At 72.6% G+C, this 18,541-nt stretch carries 11 protein-coding genes, 1 tRNA gene and 1 pseudogene; 4 read left to right on the forward strand and 9 right to left on the reverse strand.

Annotation, left to right across the window (positions count from 1 at the left end):
* Both AAHZ94_RS10695 and polA read right to left on the reverse strand, forming a co-directional pair.
* Positions 1–244, reverse strand: a 244-nt coding sequence (locus tag AAHZ94_RS10695) for a hypothetical protein (protein WP_349992493.1), incomplete at its 3' end; no start/stop codon positions are given.
* A gap of 142 nt (positions 245–386) precedes the next feature.
* Complete coding sequence (gene polA / locus AAHZ94_RS10700; RefSeq protein WP_349992495.1) at positions 387–3,116, reverse strand: DNA polymerase I; 2,730 nt, start codon at positions 3,114–3,116, stop codon at positions 387–389.
* A gap of 482 nt (positions 3,117–3,598) precedes the next feature.
* On the opposite strand from polA, the pseudogene AAHZ94_RS10705 reads away from it, so the two are divergent.
* Together AAHZ94_RS10705 and AAHZ94_RS10710 are read left to right on the forward strand one after the other, a co-directional pair.
* Positions 3,599–5,869, forward strand: a pseudogene (locus AAHZ94_RS10705) (FdhF/YdeP family oxidoreductase); the annotation flags it as partial.
* A 213-nt stretch (positions 5,870–6,082) separates the two neighbouring features.
* On the forward strand, positions 6,083–6,493 hold the full coding sequence (locus AAHZ94_RS10710; protein ID WP_349992504.1) for a PaaI family thioesterase: 411 nt from the start codon (positions 6,083–6,085) through the stop codon (positions 6,491–6,493).
* A gap of 283 nt (positions 6,494–6,776) precedes the next feature.
* On the opposite strand, the gene AAHZ94_RS10715 is transcribed toward AAHZ94_RS10710, so the two are convergent.
* Positions 6,777–7,445: an ANTAR domain-containing response regulator gene (locus AAHZ94_RS10715; RefSeq protein WP_349992496.1), complete on the reverse strand. Its 669-nt coding sequence runs from the start codon at positions 7,443–7,445 to the stop codon at positions 6,777–6,779.
* Positions 7,446–7,544: 99 nt separating this feature from the next.
* Between AAHZ94_RS10715 and AAHZ94_RS10720 the strand changes: the two genes are divergently transcribed.
* Positions 7,545–7,617, forward strand: a tRNA-Leu gene (locus AAHZ94_RS10720).
* A 383-nt stretch (positions 7,618–8,000) separates the two neighbouring features.
* On the opposite strand, the gene pyk is transcribed toward AAHZ94_RS10720, so the two are convergent.
* Both pyk and AAHZ94_RS10730 read right to left on the reverse strand, forming a co-directional pair.
* On the reverse strand, positions 8,001–9,431 hold the full coding sequence (gene pyk / locus AAHZ94_RS10725) for a pyruvate kinase (protein ID WP_349992497.1): 1,431 nt from the start codon (positions 9,429–9,431) through the stop codon (positions 8,001–8,003).
* A gap of 145 nt (positions 9,432–9,576) precedes the next feature.
* On the reverse strand, positions 9,577–10,272 hold the full coding sequence (locus tag AAHZ94_RS10730) for an SIMPL domain-containing protein (RefSeq protein WP_349992499.1): 696 nt from the start codon (positions 10,270–10,272) through the stop codon (positions 9,577–9,579).
* A gap of 144 nt (positions 10,273–10,416) precedes the next feature.
* Here AAHZ94_RS10730 and AAHZ94_RS10735 point away from each other — a divergent pair, with 144 nt between their 5' ends.
* Positions 10,417–12,267 (forward strand): bifunctional metallophosphatase/5'-nucleotidase, encoded by a 1,851-nt coding sequence (locus AAHZ94_RS10735; RefSeq protein WP_349992500.1) that lies wholly within the window; start codon positions 10,417–10,419, stop codon positions 12,265–12,267.
* Between the two features lie 603 nt (positions 12,268–12,870).
* On the opposite strand, the gene AAHZ94_RS10740 is transcribed toward AAHZ94_RS10735, so the two are convergent.
* From AAHZ94_RS10740 to AAHZ94_RS10755, 4 genes are all read right to left on the reverse strand, one after another.
* On the reverse strand, positions 12,871–14,307 hold the full coding sequence (locus tag AAHZ94_RS10740) for a lysine N(6)-hydroxylase/L-ornithine N(5)-oxygenase family protein (protein WP_349992501.1): 1,437 nt from the start codon (positions 14,305–14,307) through the stop codon (positions 12,871–12,873).
* Positions 14,307–16,001, reverse strand: coding sequence for a pyridoxal phosphate-dependent decarboxylase family protein (locus AAHZ94_RS10745; RefSeq protein WP_502964638.1), 1,695 nt, complete (start codon positions 15,999–16,001; stop codon positions 14,307–14,309). The genes AAHZ94_RS10740 and AAHZ94_RS10745 overlap by 1 nt, the downstream gene beginning before the upstream one ends.
* 553 nt (positions 16,002–16,554) lie before the next feature.
* Complete coding sequence (locus AAHZ94_RS10750) at positions 16,555–17,406, reverse strand: NAD(P)H-binding protein (protein WP_349992502.1); 852 nt, start codon at positions 17,404–17,406, stop codon at positions 16,555–16,557.
* Positions 17,407–17,844: 438 nt separating this feature from the next.
* Positions 17,845–18,495: a L,D-transpeptidase family protein gene (locus AAHZ94_RS10755; RefSeq protein ID WP_349992503.1), complete on the reverse strand. Its 651-nt coding sequence runs from the start codon at positions 18,493–18,495 to the stop codon at positions 17,845–17,847.
* Positions 18,496–18,541: the final 46 nt, after the last annotated feature.

An 18,541-nucleotide genomic window follows, 5' to 3' on the forward strand; every position in this document is an offset into this window, starting at 1 on the left:
GGGTGGGGGGGGCCCCCGCACCCCAAACGCGGGGGGGGGGGGGGGGGGCGCCTGGGCCGGGGGGGGGGGGGGGGGCGCCCCCCCCCGCGACGATCTCGTACGGATTCGTGTGTCGCGAAGATTCCGTGGAATCCGTGGCGATTCCGGGGTGCCCGACCGGCAGGGCCCCGCGGACCTTGAGCGGGCGGGAGCGGCGGGACAGCGCCTGTTCGGTGCGCCCCGCCGCCCAAGGGCTACCGCCCAAGACCCCGGCCGCCCAAGACCCCGGCCACCCGAGGACTGCCGCCCGAGACCCCGGCCCGCCCGAGACCCGCCACCCGAGACCTGCCGACTGAGACACCGGCCGCCCAAGGCACCCGCTTGCCCAAGGTCCGTGGCCCCGCGGGTCAGTGCGCGGCCGACTCCCAGTCGCGGCCGGCGCCGACGGAGACGTCGAGGGGGGCATCGAGCTGCACCGCGCCGGCCATCTCGCGGCGCACCAGCTCCTCCACCCGGTCCCGCTCCCCCGGCGCGATCTCCAACACGATTTCGTCATGCACCTGGAGGAGCATCCGGGAAGTCAGCTCCTCCTTCCGGAGCTCGCGGTCCACCCGCAGCATGGCGATCTTGACGATGTCGGCCGCGGTGCCCTGGATCGGCGCGTTGAGCGCCATCCGCTCGGCCATCTCGCGCCGCTGCCGGTTGTCGCTGTTGAGGTCCGGCAGGTAGCGCCGGCGGCCCAGCATGGTCTGGGTGTAACCGGTGGCGCGCGCCTCCTCCACCACGCGCTGGAGATAGTCCCGCACCCCGCCGAACCGCTCGAAGAAGGTGTCCATCAGCTTCCGCGCCTCGTCGGGGGCGATGTTGAGCTGCTGGGACAGGCCGAAGGCGGAGAGCCCGTAGGCCAGTCCGTACGACATCGCCTTGATCTTGCGGCGCATCTCCGGGTCCACCTCGGACTTGGCCACGCCGAAGACCTGGGAGGCGACCGTGGTGTGCAGGTCCTCGCCGGAGGTGAACGCCTCGATCAAGCCCGCGTCCTCGGAGAGGTGGGCCATCACCCGCAGTTCGATCTGGCTGTAGTCGGCGGTCATCAACGACTCGTACCCCTCGCCGACGACGAAGCCGCGGCGGATGGCGCGCCCCTCGTCGGTGCGCACCGGGATGTTCTGGAGGTTCGGGTCGGTGGAGGAGAGCCGGCCGGTGGCCGCCACGGTCTGGTTGAAGGTGGTGTGGATGCGGCCGTCGGGGGCGACGGTCTTGATCAGGCCCTCGACGGTGGAGCGCAGTCGGGCCTGCTCGCGGTGGCGCAGCATGATGACCGGCAGCTCGTGCTCGGTCTGCCCGGCGAGCCAGGCCAGCGCATCGGCGTCGGTGGTGTAACCGGTCTTGGTCTTCTTCGTCTTGGGCAGGCCGAGTTCGCCGAACAGGACCTCCTGCAACTGCTTGGGCGAGCCGAGGTTGAACTCGTGGCCGACCGCGGCGTGCGCCTCCTGCACCGCCTGCTGGACGGCGGCGGCGAACTGCTGCTCCATGTTCTCCAGCCAGCCGCGGTCGGCGGCGATGCCGGCCCGCTCCAGCCGGGCCAGCAGCTCCGACGTGGGCAGCTCCACCTCGTGCAGCAGCTCGGCAGCGCCCACCTCGGCGAGCCGGCCGCCGAACGCTTCGCCGAGGTCCACCACCGCACGGGCCTGGGTCATCAACGCGTCCTGCTCGGCCTGCTCGTCGGCGCCGAAGGCGAGCTGCCCGCTGTCGGCAGCGGCCGGGGCCAGCTCACGGCCCAGGTACTCCACCGACAGCGCGTCCAGGGCGAAGGACCGGCGGCCGGGCTTGACCAGGTACGCCGCGAGCGCGGTGTCCATCTGCACGCCGGCGATGGTCCAGCCGTGCTCGGCGAAGACCCGCATGGCACCCTTGGCGTCGTGCATGACCTTGGGCCGCTGCGGGTCGGCGATCCAGCCGGCGAACGCCTGCTCGTCGGCCTCGGTCAACTGGGTGGGGTCGAACCAGGCGGCGGGGCCGGCCGCGGTCGCCAGCGCGACCTCGCTCACGCTGCCGCTGCCGAGCGCCCACGCGTCGACGGTCGCCACGCCGAGCGGCGCGCCGCCGTGCTCGGTGAGCCAGGGCGCCAGCTCGTCCGCGCCCAGCGCCACGCCGTCCACCGCGACGCCCGCCGCGGGAGCCACCGTCTCCTCGGCAGCGCCGGGGTCTGCGGCCAGCAGCCGCTCCCGGAAGTTCTGGTGGCGGAACTCCAGGGCGTCGAGCACGACCGTCAGCGCCTGCCGGTCGTACGGCGCCCGCAGCAGGTCGGCCGGGCCGCCGTCGAGCTCCACGTCGCGGACCATCTCGGTCAGCCGGCGGTTGAGCTTGACCGACTCCAGGTGGTCGCGGAAGTTCTGTCCGGCCTTGCCCTTGACCTCGTCGGCCCGCTCGACCAACTGGTCGAAGGAACCGAACTGGTTGATCCACTTCGCTGCGGTCTTCTCGCCGACGCCGGGGATGCCGGGGAGGTTGTCCGACGGGTCGCCGCGCAGCGCCGCGAAGTCCGGGTACTGCGCGGGCGAGAGGCCGTACTTCTCCTGCACCTTCTCGGGGGTGAACCGGGTCAGCTCGGAGACGCCCTTGGTCGGGTAGAGCACCGTCACCCGGTCGGTGATGAGCTGGAAGGAGTCGCGGTCGCCGGTGACGATCGAGACCTGGAAGCCCTCGGCCTCGGCGCGGGTGGCCAGCGTGGCGATCACGTCGTCCGCCTCGAAGCCGTCGATGGCGAAGCGCCGCACGCTCATCGCGTCCAGCAGCTCCCCGATCAGCTCCACCTGCCCCTTGAACTCGTCCGGGGTCTTGGAACGGGTCGCCTTGTACTCCGGGAACTCCTCGGAGCGCCAGGTCTTGCGCGAGACGTCGAAGGCGACCGCCAGGTGCGTGGGCTGCTCGTCACGGAGGGTGTTCGCCAGCATCGAGGCGAAGCCGTAGATCGCGTTGGTCGTCTGGCCCGTCGCCGTACTGAAGTTCTCCGCGGGCAGGGCGAAGAACGCCCGGTAGGCCAGGGAATGCCCGTCGAGCAGGAGCAGGCGTGGCTGCTCGGCCGGCTCGCTGGAGGGCTGCGCTGCTGTCGTCTTCGATGCTTTCTCTGCCACGTCCCCGATCCTGCCACGCCCCACTGACAATCCCGAGCCACCGAGCCACCGGGCCGCGGCCCGCGGCGGGTGCTGGGCGTGGCCCGCGGCCCTGGACAGAGGTGCCAGGGGTGCCAGGGGGTGTCAGGGGCGTAAGGCGGGCGCCGGGGCCATGCGGCAGAGGTGCGCGGCGGGTGCCGGGCCGTGCCAGGGATGCGGGGCGGGTGCCAAGGCCGTGGGCAGGGTGCCTGCGGTGCAGAGCGGGCGCCGGAGGCGTGGCGCAAGGACGCGGGGCGGGCGCCGGGGCCACTGTCAGTGCCCCGTGACAGGATTTACCCGTACCGGTACCACACCGGTCACCCGGTCCGGCCCCTCGCAGGTCGGGCCGTGAACCGTAGCCGGCAGCGGGGCGGGCCGGGCCCCACCGGCCGGGCACCGCGCCACGTCAGCACGCCCGTCACGACCGATCGCGCAGAGACACGACAGAGGCAAAGGGGAGCGCCATGGCAGCCAAGCCGCCCGCAGGTGACCCGGTACAGGACGCGCCCGAGGTGGGTCCGCCGCAGCAGGCCGCGGCCGGGCTGCCCGCCGTCGCGCACTCGCTGCGGCACGCGCAGCGGCAGATGGGCGTGCGGCGCACCGCGCTCACCCTGCTCAGGGTCAACCAGAAGGACGGCTTCGACTGCCCGGGCTGTGCCTGGCCCGAGCCGGACAAGCGGCATGCGGCGGAGTTCTGCGAGAACGGCGCGAAGGCGGTGGCCGAGGAGGCCACGCTGCGCCGGGTCACGCCGGAGTTCTTCGCCGCGCACCCGGTGGCCGACCTCGCCGCCCGCAGCGGGTACTGGCTGGGCCAGCAGGGCCGGCTGACCAGCCCGATGCTGCTCGACGAGGGTGCCGAGCGGTACGAGCCGATCACCTGGGACCGGGCGTTCGCGCTGATCGCGGAGGAGTTGGGGGCGCTGGGTTCGCCCGACGAGGCGGTGTTCTACACCTCGGGCCGCACCAGCAACGAGGCCGCCTTCCTCTATCAGCTCTTCGCCCGCGAGTTCGGCACCAACAACCTGCCTGACTGCTCCAACATGTGCCACGAGTCGTCCGGTTCGGCCCTCACCGAGACGCTCGGCGTCGGCAAGGGCAGCGTGCTGCTCGACGACCTCTACCAGGCCGACCTGATCATCGTCGCCGGTCAGAACCCGGGCACCAACCACCCGCGGATGCTGACCGCCCTGGAGAAGGCCAAGGCGAACGGCGCGCGCATCATCACTGTCAACCCGCTGCCCGAGGCGGGCCTTGAGCGGTTCAAGAACCCGCAGACCGCGCGCGGCCTCGCGCGCGGGGGCACCCCGCTGACCGATCTGTTCCTCCAGGTCAGGCTGGGCGGCGACCAGGCGCTCTTCCGGCTGTTGAACCGGCTGGTGCTGGAGACGGACGGCGCCGTCGACGAGGAGTTCGTACGCGAGCACACGCACGGCTTCGCCGAGTTCGCCGCCGCCGCGCGCGAGACGGACTGGGAGCAGACGCTGCGCGCCACGGGGTTGGCCCGCGCCGACATCGAGCGGGCGCTGGAGATGGTCCTCGCCTCCCGGCGCACCATCGTGTGCTGGGCGATGGGGCTCACCCAGCACAAGCACTCGGTGCCCACCATCAGGGAGGTCGTCAACTTCCTGCTGCTGCGGGGCAACGTGGGGCGCCCCGGGGCCGGCGTCTGCCCGGTGCGCGGGCACAGCAACGTGCAGGGCGACCGCACCATGGGCATCTTCGAGCGGCCGGCGCCGGAGTTCCTGGACGCGCTCCAGCGGGAGTTCGACTTCGCGCCGCCGCGCGAGCACGGGCTCGACGTGGTGCGGGCCATCCGCGCGCTGCGTGACGGGCAGGCGAAGGTGTTCTTCGCCATGGGCGGCAACTTCGTGGCCGCCACGCCGGACACCGAGGTCACCGAGGCCGCGATGCGCCGGGCCCGGCTGACCGTGCACGTCTCGACCAAGCTCAACCGCTCGCACGCGGTCACCGGCGCGCGGGCCCTGATCCTGCCCACCCTCGGGCGCACCGAGCGCGATACGCAGGCCGGTGGCGACCAGTTCGTCACGGTCGAGGACTCGATGGGCATGGTGCACGCCTCTCGGGGGCGGCTGGAGCCGGCCAGTGCGCAGTTGCTCTCCGAGCCGGCGATCGTCTGCCGGCTGGCGCGGCGGGTGCTGGGCGAGCGCAGCCGTACGCCCTGGGAGGAGTTCGAGCGCGACTACGGGCGGGTGCGGGACCGGATTGCCCGGGTCATCCCGGGGTTCGAGGACTTCAACGCGCGGGTGAGCAGGCCCGGCGGGTTCGCGCTGCCGCACGGGCCGCGCGACGAGCGCCGTTTCCCCACCGCCACCGGCAAGGCCAACTTCACCGCGGCGCCGGTGGAGTTCCCGCACCTGCCCAAGGGCCGGCTGCTGCTCCAGACGCTGCGCTCGCACGACCAATACAACACCACGATCTACGGGCTGGACGACCGCTACCGCGGCATCAAGAACGGTCGCCGCGTCGTCCTCGTCCACCCGGAAGACGCCCGGGAGCGGGGTCTTGCGGACGGCTCGTACGTCGATCTGGTCAGCGAGTGGCGGGACGGCGTGGAGCGCCGGGCGGACGGGTTCCGCGTCGTGCACTACCCGACGGCCCGGGGCTGTGCCGCGGCGTACTACCCGGAGACCAATGTGCTGGTGCCACTGGACGCGACGGCCGACACCAGCAACACTCCGGCGAGCAAGTCCGTGGTGGTCCGCCTGGAACAGACGCCCCCGTATGAGCGTTCGTTCGGTGAGCTGATAGGTAAGACCCAGCATCCAGCAGCGCGTGTCGGGATGCATCGGACGAAGAGCCGCGGATCGGAGCCGGAGACCATGGGCGAGCAGACCACCACCACGTTCCCGCAGGAGATCATCGACGAGTACGCGGGGCTCGGGGTCGACCTCCGCGCCCTGTTCTCCGCGGGCCACCTCGGCCAGCGCATGGGGTTGCACATCGTGGAGGCGGCGCCGGAGCGCGTCGTGGGCACGCTCCCGGTGGAGGGCAACACCCAGCCGTACGGGCTGTTGCACGGGGGCGCGTCGGCCGTGCTGGCCGAGACGCTCGGTTCGGTGGGCGCGATGTTGCACGGCGGCCCGCACAAGGTCGCCGTCGGCGTCGACCTCAACTGCACTCACCACCGGGGGGCGCGCTCCGGCCTGGTCACGGGCGTGGCCACGCCGCTGCACCGGGGCCGGTCGACCGCCACGTACGAGATCGTCATCACCGACGAGCAGGACCGCAGGGTGTGCACCGCGCGGCTGACGTGCCTGCTGCGCGAGGTCGAGAACGCCCCGGCGTCCGACGCTCCGACCACCGACGCCTCGACTGGCAGCGCCCCGGCCGCCGGCTGAGCCGCCGACGGGCCCGGGCGCAGCGCCCAGCACCTCCCGCCCCCGGCAACCCAGCACCTCTCACGCCCGGCAACCCCGCGCCCCGCACCTCCCGAGCCCAGGACCACCCCCACACGAACACAGAACCGTCCCCACACGAGGCAGGGCGGTCCCCACGCGGCCCCGGCCCGTCGTTCGGAGCGCGCCGCAACGCGGGCGTACGGAACGGGGCCCGTCCAACCCTTGGACGGGCCCCGCTTCCACATCTGGGCGGGCGGCTGCGGTGGGCGCCGGCCCGGCCGGGTCAGGACTCCTTGGCGCTCTTGGCCGCCTTCTTCTCCGCGGCCTTCTCGGCCGCGTCCTCGATGACCGCCTCGGCGACCTGCTGCATGGACAGCCGACGGTCCATCGACGTCTTCTGGATCCAGCGGAACGCGGCGGGCTCGGTCAGCCCGTACTGCGTCTGCAACACGCTCTTGGCACGGTCGACCAGCTTGCGCGTCTCCAGCCGCTGGGAGAGGTCGGCGACCTCCTTCTCCAGCGCCTTCAACTCGGTGAAGCGGGAGACGGCCATCTCGATGGCCGGCACCACGTCGCTCTTGCTGAACGGCTTGACCAGATAGGCCATCGCGCCGGCGTCGCGGGCCCGCTCCACCAGTTCGCGCTGGGAGAAGGCGGTCAGCATCAGGACCGGGGCGATGCTGTCAGCGGCGATCTGCTCGGCCGCCGAGATGCCGTCCAGGATCGGCATCTTGACGTCGAGGATGACGAGGTCGGGCCGGTGCTCGCGGGCGAGTTCGACGGCCCGCTGGCCGTCCCCCGCCTCGCCGACGACGGAGTACCCCTCTTCTTCGAGCATTTCTTTCAGATCGAGGCGGATCAGGGCCTCGTCCTCGGCGATGACGACGCGGGTGGTCAACGGCGGGATGTGCGACTGCTGCTCATTGACGGGCTCGGGCTCGACGTCGCTCACGGGACTCCTCGAATCAGGCAGGTGGTGCCCCACGAGCCTACCTAGCTCCTGTATGTTTGACGCACAGCGTCTTTCCGCTAACCTCTGTTTCTGAGGCCGGCCCTGGTAGTCCAATGGCAGAGACGATACTCTCAAACAGTATTCAGTGTGGGTTCGAATCCCACCCAGGGCACTTTCTCTTTACTTCCCAGGTAGCCCACCGTTCGGTGGGCTTTCTTTCCTTCCGGGAATGTCGGGGTTGAACCCCGGACCATTCCCCTCTCGCCGGTCGACGGCCGGCGGACCAGCGAGGGACCGCTTTCGGGCGGCCGGCAGGGCCTGGCCCGATTCCTGCGCCGGCGCTGCGTACCGCGCTTTCCCACCGGTCCCGCTTTCGGCTCACGGCCGGCTCGCGGGACGATATGAGCGCCGAAAGTCGGGCCCGGCGAAAGCGGCCAGGGAATTCTCGTACCGGAAATGCACGCACAGGCCCAGCGGACCGAAGAATCGGCCCGCTGAGCGGATCGTCGTCGTGCGGTAGTGCTGCCGGGCCGCTACTGGACCGGGTGGGCCGCGCTACTGGACCGGGTCGTCGCCGATGCGGTGGACGCGGACCAGGTTGGTGGAGCCGGGGACGCCGGGGGGCGAGCCGGCGGTGATCACCACCACATCGCCCTTCTGGCAGCGGCCGATGCGCAACAGTTCCTCGTCGACCTGGGCGACCATGGCGTCGGTCGACTCCACGCGCGGGCCGAGGAAGGTCTCGACGCCCCAGGTCAGGTTGAGCTGGGCGTAGGTGTCCGGGTCCGGGGTGAAGGCGAGGACCGGGATCGGCGAGCGGTAGCGCGAGAGGCGGCGGACGGTGTCGCCGGACTGGGTGAAGGCGACGAGGAACTTGGCGCCGAGGAAGTCGCCCATCTCCGCAGCCGCGCGCGCGACTGCTCCGGCCTGGGTGCGCGGCTTACTGCTCTCCGTCAGCGGCGGCAGGCCCTTGGCCAGCATGTCCTCTTCGGCCGCCACCACGATCCGGCCCATCGTCTTGACCGTCTCGATCGGGTACTTGCCGACACTGGTCTCGCCCGAGAGCATCACCGCGTCGGTGCCGTCCATGACCGCGTTGGCCACGTCGGACGCCTCGGCGCGGGTCGGCCGGGAGGCGTCGATCATCGAGTCGAGCATCTGGGTCGCCACGATCACCGGCTTGGCGTTGCGCTTGGCCAGCTTGACGGCGCGCTTCTGCACCATCGGGACGGCTTCGAGCGGCATTTCCACGCCGAGGTCGCCGCGGGCCACCATGATCCCGTCGAAGGCGTCCACGATGGCCGCCAGGTTCTCCACCGCCTGCGGCTTCTCGACCTTGGCGATCAGCGGGAGCCGGCGGCCCTCCTCGGCCATGATGCGGTGCACGTCGCGGGCGTCGTCGGCGTTGCGGACGAAGGAGAGCGCGATGACGTCGGCGCCGATGCGCAGCGCCCAGCGCAGGTCCTCGACGTCCTTGCCGGAGAGCGCGGGCACCGAGACGGCAACGCCCGGCAGGTTGAGGCCCTTGTGGTCGGAGACCATGCCGCCCTCGATGACCGTGGTGTGCACCCGCGGCCCTTCGACCGAGGTCACCTCCAGGGTGACGCGGCCGTCGTCGACGAGGATGCGCTCACCGCGCGTGACGTCGCCGGCCAGGCCCTCGTAGGTGGTGCCGCAGCAGTTGCGGTCGCCCTCGATGTCCTCGACCGTGATGGTGAACTCATCGCCGCGTTCAAGGAGTACGGGTCCCTCGCGGAAACGGCCGAGGCGAATCTTCGGGCCTTGAAGGTCGGCGAGGACACCGACGCTGCGGCCGGTCTCCTTGGAGGCTTGGCGCACCCGCTGGTAACGCTCCTCGTGTTCCACGTACGAGCCGTGGCTGAGGTTGAAGCGGGCGACGTCCATGCCGGCCTCGATGAGCCTCTTGATCTGCTCATACGAGTCGGTGGCTGGGCCCAGGGTGCAGACGATTTTTGCTCGGCGCATGGGTCGAGCCTATGACTTACCAGCGGGTAGAGAACCGTGAACTCCCTACAGCCCAACGACCTTTGCATGAAAGGCTCTTGACAACTAATGAAACGTGCGCGAGTCCGCTCCGATGAGCGTTTTTTCGGGGCCGCTGGCGTTCTTCTCACAGTGCGGGACGCGTCATCGTGAACCGCGCGTTGACGTGCGCGTATACGGTCTGCCGACGGGGTTCGAGGTCGAGCGCGGGGGGCGCGTCCAGCGCGCCGCCGTAGCCGGGGGCCGCCGCGCGCAGGGTGGAGGCCGGCGCCGGCAAGGGTGCGTTTTCGGCGCCGATGTCGGCGAGTTCGACGAGGGCGTCGAGTTCGGCTCCCAAAGCCTGGGCGTACTCGCGGGCCCGCTTGACCGCCTCGCGCACGGCCTGCTGGCGGGCCTCGCGGTGCGCGGGCGAATCGGGGCGCAGCGCCCACCAGGGGCCGTCGACGCTGGTGAGTTCGAGGTCGGCGAGTCGGGTGGTCAGTTCCCCGAGCGCGCTGAAGTCGGTGAGCGTCGCGGTGAGGTAGACCCGGCCGTGGTAGGCGCGGACCCGCTCGTGGCGGCCCTTGTCGGTGAGTTGGGGAGTGATGCTGAACGCCCCGGTCTCCAACTCCTCGACGGCGTCGCCGTAGGACCTGACGAGGTCGAGCACCTGGTTGTTGCGGCGGGTGAGGTGGTCGAGGGCGCCGCGGCGGTCGGTGCCGCGGGCGCTGACGGTGATGCCGACGCGGGCGATCTCGGGCTCGACCTCAAGCCGGGCCTCGCCGCGCACCGCGACGCGGGGGGTCTCGGGCGTGCCGTAGGACAGGGGTGTGGTGGTGGTCATGAGGGCCACTCTCGCAGCCGGCCCGCGGCATCAGGTAGTCATGTCGTCAGAACCCGTCCGGCGTCGCCGGGCCGGCTCACCTGGACAGACCCGCGTGCCCCGCGGTGGCGGGCGCGCTCCGTACCCTCGCCTGGAGAGATCAGCATGGCATTGGACCGCAGAAGGTTCCTCGGACGTTCGGCAGCGACGGGGGCCGCCGTGGCCCTGGCCGGCACGGCGACCGGCGCAGCCGCCGGCACCTCGGGCCGCGGTGGCGGCCGGCCGGGCAAGCGGCATGAGTTCACCGTGCTCGGCACCACCGACCTGCACGGCAACGTCTTCAACTGGGACTACTTCACCGACGCGGAGTTCGACGACAAGGACCACAACGACGTGGGCCTGGCGAAGATCGCCACGCTGGTGCGGCAGGTCCGCGCGGAGCGGGGGCGCGCGAACACGCTGCTGATCGACGCGGGCGACACGATCCAGGGGACGCAGCTCTCCTACTACTACGCCAAGGTCGATCCCATCACCGGCCCCGGCGCCCCGGTGCACCCGATGGCGCGGGCGATGAACGCGATCGGGTACGACGCGGCGGCGCTCGGCAACCACGAGTTCAACTACGGCGTGCCGGTGCTGCGCAAGTTCGCCGAGCAGTGCGACTTCCCGCTGCTGGCCGCGAACGCGCTCGACGCGCGGACGGCCCGGCCGGCGTTCGCCCCGTACTGGATGGCCCGGCTGCCCGTGCCGCACGGGCGGCCGGTGCGGGTCGCGGTGCTCGGGCTGACCAATCCGGGGATCGCGCTGTGGGACAAGGCGCACGTGCAGGGGAAGCTGACCTTCCCCGGTCTGGTGGAGCAGGCGGCGCGGTACGTGCCGCGGCTGCGGTCGATGGGCGCCGACGTGGTGGTGGTCGCGGCGCACTCGGGGACCAGCGGGACCTCCTCGTACGGGGACCAGCTCCCGCACGTGGAGAACGCCGCGGCCCTGGTGGCGCAGCAGGTGCCGGGGATCGACGCGATCCTGGTGGGGCACGCGCACGCGGAGATCCCCGAGTACCGGGTGAAGAACGAACGCACCGGCCGTGAGGTGGTGCTGTCCGAGCCGCTGAAGTGGGGGCAGCGGCTGACCAGGTTCGACTTCGGGCTGGTCTGGGAGCGGGGCCGCTGGCGGGTGGACTCGGTCTCCGCCCGGGTGCTGAACTCCAACACGGTGGCCGAGGACCCCGAGGTGGTCGGGCTGCTCACCGGTGAGCACCGCAAGGTCACGGCGTACGTCAACCAGGTGATCGGCACCTCGGCGCGGCGGATGGCGGCGGACGAGGCGCCGTACAAGGACGTGCCGATCATCGACTTCATCAACCACGTGCAGAGCGAGACGGTGCGCGCCGCGCTGGTGGGCACGGCGCACGAGGGGCTGCCGGTGCTCTCGCAGGCGTCGTGCTTCTCGCGGACGGCGGTGGTGCCCGTCGGCGACGTCACCATCCGGGAGGTGGCCGGGCTCTACCCGTTCGACAACACCCTTGAGGCGCGGTTGCTGACGGGGGCGCAGGTGCGGGAGTACCTGGAGTTCTCGGCGCGGTACTACGTGCGCACCGCGCCCGGCGGCGGCGTGGACCCGGCGAAGCTCACCAATGCGGGCGGCACGCCGGACTACAACTACGACGCGGTCAGCGGCCTGACCTACGAGATCGACATCGCCCAGGAGCCCGGCCGGCGGATCACGAAGCTGAGCCGTGCGGGGAAGCCGGTGGCCGATGACGCGCAGTTCGTGCTGGCGGTGAACAACTACCGGGCCGGCGGGGGCGGCAACTTCCCGCACGTGGCGTCCGCGCGGCAGGTGTGGTCCTCGTCGGAGGAGATCCGGAACACGATCATCGCCTGGGTGCGGGCCAGGGGGACGATCGACCCGGAGCAGTTCGCGACGCAGGACTGGCAGCTCACCCGGGCGGGCACGCCGGTCTTCTACTCGCCGCTTGAGCACCGGCCCTACCGGCAGTGCCCCTGCTGCCGCTGAGCCCGTGGCCGCGCGCGTCGCCCCGGCCGGGGTCGGTGGCCGGCCGGGCCGATGTGCCGTCGGTGCCGGTGGCCAGCCGGGACCGATGGCTGGCCGGGACCGACGGCTGCTGGCAGGCCCGTCCGGGTGTTCGGCCGGAGCCGCTGGCACATGCCGGGGCGAGGTGCCACATTCAGGATCCGTTAAAGGGCGTCAACAACCGTTAAAGGGCGTCCGTATTGCCGGTGTCCAGCGGCCATCGCTTAGCACAATGAAAGGATGAATGAGGAGTTCGCTGCCGCGTTCGAAGCCGTACGCCGGGATCTGTCTGCTTCCTGCGCCGTTCGGCCGCGCTTTGCCGAGGATGCCTGGGCCCAGGAGCTCGCCGGCGTGGGGGGTGTCGCCGGGGTCATGCTGTACGAGCCGGACGGGTCCGGGATGGGCATCTCCACGATGCTGGGGCAGCCGCGGGCGCAGCAGGTCGCGGAGCTCGCGGACCAGGTGCAGGAGTGGGCGGTCGAGGCGCTGTGCGCGGCGTTGAAGCCGGCGGTGTGGCCCGAGTGTCCCGCCCACCCCAACGCGCATCCGCTCGCTCCGACGGTCCGCCACGGCCAGGCGGTGTGGTCATGTCCGCGCGACGGAGTGACGGTCGCGCTGATCGGAGAGCTTGCCGCCGCGGTGGCCGCAGGTGGTGGGGTCGAGCCCGAAGGTGGTGAAGGCGGTGCGGCGCGGCAGCGGGAACGCCATGCGACCTGTGACTGAGTTGAGGATGACGGCGCCGCGCCAGGCGGCGAGCCCGAGGTCGGGGGCGCCGACGCCGTGGGTGTGGCGCTCGGCGTTCTGGACGTAGACCGAGCCCGTGATGGCGGGATCGAGGACCAGGCGCTGCTTTTCGTCGACGAGCGGGCGTCCCGAGCCGTCTCGCCGGAGCTGCGGCTCCAGGTCGGCGAGCAGGGTGTCGGTGGCGCGCTCGCGGTAGCCGGTGGCCAGCACCACGGCGTGGGTGGAGAGCCGGCTGCGGGTGTGCTGGTACTCGTGCTCGACGTGCAGTTCGATGGTGGAGGTGCCGACCCGGCCCGCGGTGCGCACCCGCACGCCGGGGGTGAGCACCGCGTCCGGCCAGCCGCCGTCCAGGGTGCGGTCGTAGAGCTCGTCGTGGATGGCGCCGATGGTCTCCTGGTCGATGCCCTTGTAGAGCTGCCACTGCCGGGGCAGCAGCGCGTCGCGGGTGGGCTCGTCCAGGCCGTGGAAGTAGCGGGTGTGGTCGGGCGTGAACTGTTCCAGGCCGAGCTTGCTGTACTCCATGGGCGCGAAGGCAGCGGTGCGGGTGAGCCAGTGCAGCCCTTCGCGCCCGGCGGGGCGCCTGCGCAGCAGGTCGAGGAAGACCTCGGCGCCCGACTGGCCCGAGCCGACGACGGTGATGTGGTCGGCGGCGAGGAGTTCGGCGCGGTGGTCGAGGTAGTGGGCGGAGTGCAGGACGGGCACGCCGTGGGCGTCGGCGAGCGGGCGCAGCGGTTCGGGCACGTGGGGCTCGGTGCCGAGGCCGAGCGCCAGGTGGCGGGCGTAGACCCGGCCGAGCGCGACCGCTTCGGCGTTGGCGTCGAGTTGCGCGAAGTCCACCTCGAACAGTTCCCGGTCGGGGTTCCAGCGCACCGAGTCGATGTGGTGGCTGAAGGAGAGCCCCGGCAAGTGTTCGCTGACCCAGCGGCAGTACGCGTCGTACTCGGCGCGTCTGACGTGGAACCGCTCGGCGAAGTAGAACGGGAAGAGCCGGTCCTGGTCGTGCAGGTAGTTCAGGAAGGTCCAGGGGCTGGTGGGGTCGGCGAGGGTGACGAGGTCGGCGAGGAAGGGAACCTGGAGCGTGCTGCCCTCGATGAGCAGCCCGGGGTGCCAGCGGAAGGCGGGCCGTTGTTCGTAGAAGGCGGTGCGCAGTCCGGGGACGCCGTAGGCGAGGGCGGCGAGGGAGAGGTTGAAGGGGCCGATCCCGATGCCCGCGAGGTCGTACGGTTCGTCGGCGGTGGGGGCCGGTGGGGCGGGCTGTGGGGGGCGGGTCGTACTCATCAGGTGCGGTGGCCTTCCACGAGTTTGACCAGGGCTTCCAGGTCGCTGGGCTGGGTGTGTGGGTTGAGCAGGGTGGCCTTGAGCCAGAGGCCGTCGGGGCGGGCGGCGCGGCCGAGTACGGCCCGGCCCTCGGTGAGGAGCCGGCGGCGGGCCCGGGCGACGGCGGGCGGGTCGGCCCCGACGGGGCGGAACAGCACGGTGCTGATGGTGGGCCGGGAGTGCAGTTCCAGGTCGGGGTGGGCCGCGATGAGGTCGGCGAGGTGCTGGGCCGCGGCGCAGGTGCGGTCGATGAGGGCGGCCAGGCCGGTGCGGCCGAGTGCGCGCAGGGTGACGGCGACCTTGAGGACGTCGGGGCGCCGGGTGGTGCGCCAGGAGCGGCCGAGCAGGTCGGGGAAGCCGGCTTCGGTGTCGTCGTCGGCGCTGAGGTAGTCGGCGCGGTGCCCGAGTGGGGCCAGGTCGGCCCGGTCGGGGACGGCGAGCAGGCCGGCCGCGACCGGCTGCCAGCCGAGTTTGTGCAGGTCGAGCGTGACGGTGTGGGCGCGTTCGATGCCGCGCAGCTTGGCCGCGTGCGCGTCGCTGAGCAGCAGCGGCCCGCCGTAGGCGGCGTCGACGTGGAACCTGGCGCCGTGGGCCGCGGCCACGTCGGCGAGTGCGGGCAGCGGGTCGATGGCGCCGCTGTCGGTGGTGCCTGCGGTGGCCACGACCAGCAGGGGGGCGTGCGCGGGCAGTCCGGCCAGCGCGGCGGCGACGGCGGCGGGTTCGAGCACGCCGTGGGGCGTGGCGACCACGATCGGGTCGGGCAGCCCGAGCACCCAGGCCGCGCGGACCACGCTGTGGTGCGCGTTCTCGCCGCAGACCACGCGCAGCGCGGGTGGCGCGTGGGGGACGCGGGGCGGGTGGGCGCCCAGGTGCGGGGAGCCCGGCGGGCGGCGGGGCCCTGGCAGCGGGTACGGGCCCTGGGCGGGGTGGTCTGCCGAGTGGTCGGTCAGGGGCTCGGTCAGGGCATCGGGCAAGCGGTCGGTCAGGGGCTCGGTCAGCTCGGCCAGTTGCTCGGTGGGAGCGGCGAACGGTGCGAGGTCGCGCGGGGCCGCCGCGGTACGGGCCGCCGGCCGGGCGGCGAGCCTGGTGACCGGGGCCCGCACCGCGCCGGCCGGCCCGCTGCGGGCGGCCTCGCGGGCCAGCAGCAGGGCGAGTTGGTTGGACTCGGTGCCGCCGGTGGTGATCAGGGCGTCGGCGCTCGGCGTCGCCGGGTAGACGACCTCGGCGAGCGCCCGGCTGGTCAGGGCTTCGAGTTCGGAGGCGGCCGGGGCCTGGTCCCAGGAGTCGAGCGAGGGGTTGAGCGCGCTGGCCGCGAGGTCGGCGGCGACGGCCACGGCCAGGGGCGGGCAGTGCAGGTGGGCGGCGCAGTGCGGGTCGGCGGGGTCGGCCGCGCCGACGGCGACGGCATGCACCAAGGCGCGCAGGGCTTCGTCGACGCCGGTGCCTTCGGCCGGCAGGGCCTCGCCGACGGTGCGGCGTACGGTCGCGGCGACGGCCGCCGGCCCACCGGGCGGCAGCGGGCCGGCGCGGTCACGGGCGCCGGTGGCGAGCGTGTCCAGGACGGCGTCGATGAGCGGGCGCAGCGCGCGCGGACCCGCGGCGCCGCCGGCCAGGGGCGGGAGGGGCGAGTCGGCGTCGGCAACCGGCACAGGCACGGATGTGCCCTCCAATGAGGGAGGCGGGATTGAGGCTGGCCTAAGCTACTGGCGCCGCCAGGACCCGCGGCTCCCCTTCCCTGGACACCACCCTTTAGGGGGTAGCCCGCTGCTCGTACGAGGGAGGGCGGGGCGGGTGGGGGCGACGCGATCTGGTAGGGCTTGGGGCTTTCTCGTACGTCGGCGACGGGTGGGGGACGCGTCCGCGGGGCGGGGCTGCTGCGGCCCGACCCGGGGCGGGTAGGGGCGGGGCCGGCTCGGTGCGGCGCGTACACACCGAGCCGCACGCGCCCGGTCGTACGCGCTGCGCGCCCCGCGTCGGGCCCCACGTGCAGACCCCCAAGCCGAGCGCACATGCCGATCCGCACGGGCCGATCCGCACGGGCCGATCTGCACGGGCCGGTCTGCACGCAACGGCCCGTCGTGCCGCCACGGCCGGGGCGCGCCAGGCGTCAGGCGGAAGACCTCAGGGCACCTCAACAGACGTGCCCGGCAAGGGAGTTCAGGAGGGCCGGGCGATGCGGCCCGACCGGCGTGGGGGCGGGTCGTGGGGTCAGGTCGTCGGGGCCGTGAAGTCGGCGACGTGGTCCGTGGCCCAGCGGGCGAACGTGTGGGCCGGGCGGCCGGTGATCTCGGCGACGGTGGTGGTGACCTCGGGTTCGGCGGTGACCGCGGCGGCGAACGCGTCCAGGATCACCTCCAGCATGCCCGGCGGCACGTGCGGGAACAGGTCGTGGTCCACCTCGTCGCGGGGGATCTCGGTGAAGGTCACGGGCCGGCCGCCGGCCGCGCCGATGAGGGCGATCTGCTCGCTGGTGGTGCTGGCCTCGGGGCCGGTCAGACGGTAGACGGCGGCGTGGTGACCGTCGTCCAACAGGGCCCGGACGGCGACCGCGGCGATGTCCGCCTCGTGGATGGGCGCGGTGCGGGCCCCGGCGAACGGGCCGCGCACGGTGTCGCCGGCGCGGACCTGCGCGGCCCACTGGAAGGAGTTGGTGGCGAACGCGTTGGGCCGCAGCAGGGTCCACCGGAGGCCGCTGGCCGTGACGGCCCGCTCCGCGAAGAGGTGGTGGGCAACGAGCGGATGGGACTCGTCGGCGCCCTCGTCGACGGCCCCGCTGGAGAGCAGCACCACGCGCGTCACGCCGGCCGCGGTCGCCGCGGCCAGCAGGTCGGGGATCTGCTCGTGGACCGCGGTCAGGTTGAGGAAGAGGCCGGTGGCGCCGGCGAACAGCGCCGGCAGCGCGGCCCGGTCGGCGAAGTCGGCGCGTACCGCTTCGGCACCGGCCGGCAGCGCGGCGCGGCTCGGGTCACGCGTAAGGGCGCGGACGGGCGCCCCCTCGGCGAGGAGTTGGGAGACGAGCGAACGCCCGACGTTTCCGGAGGCACCGGTCACGACGATCACGGGTGGGCCGCCTTTCTGTACGCCCCTCCCCCGCCCCCGTGCGGCACGTACGCAGCACGTACGCCGGACAGCGAGCACTTCTGCGGCGCCGGGGCCGCGGCGCACGGGCCGGGCATCGGCCGCTCGGTGATGCCGGATGGCGCCGGATGGCTTCGGATGACGTCGGGCCCGAACGGGCTGGCGGGGGCGGGGAGTTGGGGTTGGGCCTGGCGGGTGCCGGGCCCTGGCTTTCGGTTGGCTTCGCCAGGCTAGCCAACCGGAAGCAGCCTCCGGATCACCGATTCGGCCGAGGCCCGATACGACCATCGACCTAGGACCGCGGCGAAGAACCGCCCTGCGCAAGGGACTCCCCCACGCGAGGGGCCATCCCCGTACAAGGCACCGCCCGGTACGAACAACAGCCTCCCGCGCGAGAAAGCCACCCCGCGCGGGGGTCCCTCAGTCGGCCGTCCCCGGCTTCGTGCCCCAGACGAAGACCTTGTCGCCGAGGTCGAGGAGGTCCCACAGGGTGGCCGCGTCGTCGACGGTGAGGTTGACGCAGCCGGCCGAGCCGCCGCCGTCGTAGAGGTCGCCGGGGTGGCCGTGGAGGGCCTGGCCGCCGTCGAAGAACTGGGAGTACGGCATGGGGGCGTTGTCGTAGATGGTGGAGACGTGGTCCCGGCTGCGTTGGTAGATCTCGTGCCAGCCGGGGCGGGTCTCCTGCGCGTCGCGGCCGGTGCGCACCGGGACGGGGCCGAAGCCGACCCGGTCGCCGGTCTGCACCCACAGCAGTTGGCGGTCCATGTCCACGCAGGTCACCCGGTGGGACCGGACCGGGCAGTGGCCGGCGGCGTTGGGGTTGTCGCGGGCCTGGACCGCGACCAGGGTCCGGTAGGTGCCGAGCCCCGCGTAGCCGTCCGCGCGGGCGATGCCGTGCTGGCGCTGGAAGCCGCGGATGGCCTGGCAGTCCGCCACCGACTGGCGGCCGTCCACCGGCCGGTCCAGGTGCTTCTCCAACTGCCGCTGGTAGGGGCCGGTGGGCGCGGTGCAGGCGGCGTGGGGCCGGGGGGGGGGCGGGGGGGGGGCCGCGGGGGGCGCCCCCCCCAACACCGGGCTAATTTAAAAAAAAGACACAGGCCGCCCAAAAACATGGTTT

It is taken from the genome of Streptomyces sp. HSW2009 (assembly GCF_040240285.1).
GTDB lineage: Bacteria > Actinomycetota > Actinomycetes > Streptomycetales > Streptomycetaceae > Streptomyces.

Excerpts from the sequence above, each read along its gene's own strand:
- AAHZ94_RS10710 (WP_349992504.1), top strand. The coding sequence starts at position 6,083 with ATGGGGTTGCACATCGTGGAGGCGGCGCCGGAGCGCGTCGTGGGCACG.
- AAHZ94_RS10740 (WP_349992501.1), bottom strand. The coding sequence starts at position 14,307 with ATGAGTACGACCCGCCCCCCACAGCCCGCCCCACCGGCCCCCACCGCC.
- pyk (WP_349992497.1), bottom strand. The coding sequence starts at position 9,431 with ATGCGCCGAGCAAAAATCGTCTGCACCCTGGGCCCAGCCACCGACTCG.
- AAHZ94_RS10735 (WP_349992500.1), top strand. The coding sequence starts at position 10,417 with ATGGCATTGGACCGCAGAAGGTTCCTCGGACGTTCGGCAGCGACGGGG.
- AAHZ94_RS10730 (WP_349992499.1), bottom strand. The coding sequence starts at position 10,272 with ATGACCACCACCACACCCCTGTCCTACGGCACGCCCGAGACCCCCCGC.